Annotated in this window: 1 protein-coding gene; it reads left to right on the forward strand. The window is 56.0% G+C overall.

The genetic code is table 11. The features are described 5' to 3' along the window. Positions 1–45 precede the first annotated feature (45 nt). A partial coding sequence (locus D8Y22_RS15310) for an IS630 family transposase (protein ID WP_141465573.1) occupies positions 46–1011 on the forward strand: 966 nt, incomplete at its 3' end.

A 1011-nucleotide genomic window follows, 5' to 3' on the forward strand; every position in this document is an offset into this window, starting at 1 on the left:
TAGTGGTTCACAGAAGATTTAGGTATGCTTTGAGTTGGTAGGGTAATGGCGGGACAGGAAAAAGAGATCGTCCGTCACCTCAGTGAGGACGATCTCGACCGCTTGCTCACACAGACAGATGACGAGAAGGTGAGCAAGCGGCTCACCTTCATCAAACGGTTGTACAAGGGTGCAACACTCGAAGACGCAGCCGACGATGTCGGGATGTCCCAATCAACCGGCAGTCGCTGGGCCAGACTCTGGAATAAGGGTGGGCTCGGACTTCTGACACCGAGCTTCGGGGGCGGCCGGCCCCCGAAGCTCGACGAGAACCAACGAGAACGTCTCCTCGACCTGCTCAAGGAGGGCGAGCCCTGGAAGAAACAGGAGATTCAGCACCTCATCAACGAAGAGTTCGATGTCGAGTTCCATCCGAACTATCTGCCACGCCTTCTCGATGATCTCGGCCTCTCGTACGCGATTCCGCGTACGGAGAGGCCAGACCGACCAGAGAACGCCGACGAAATCCTCGACGAACGCGTTGCCGACGCGTTCGCCGAGGATGATGGAGACGAGCCACACAACAAACAGTCTAAAGACGACAGTGACGAGGAATGGACGATCGACGATGATGTCCGAACAGATGGCGGAACAACGGTCGGGTTCTTCGATGTTTCGCACCCGCAACCATGGGACAATTCCCAGCGTCTCTACACGGTAAGCGAGCCGACGATCACCCGGCCGCTGGTGAAAATCGACACACCAGCGGCCGGGTTCTATGCACTCAACGGTGAGAGTGTCCTCCAGTTTCCGCCGAATCAAGAAAAAGAACGGATCTGCGCGTGTTTCCAGGAAATACGCGAGCAGAATCCGGGCGAGCGGATTCTGCTCGTTTTGGACAACTTCTCCTCACATATTTGTGCGCACACGCGCAAGCGAGCACATGAACTTGGGATTGATCTCGTCTTTCTCCCGGTAGGCTCACCGCATCTCAACCCAATCGAGCTCGTCTGGAAGAGTCTCAAATGGGAA

The sequence above is a fragment of the Salinadaptatus halalkaliphilus genome, from assembly GCF_006543045.1.
In the GTDB taxonomy this organism is placed as follows: domain Archaea; phylum Halobacteriota; class Halobacteria; order Halobacteriales; family Natrialbaceae; genus Salinadaptatus; species Salinadaptatus halalkaliphilus.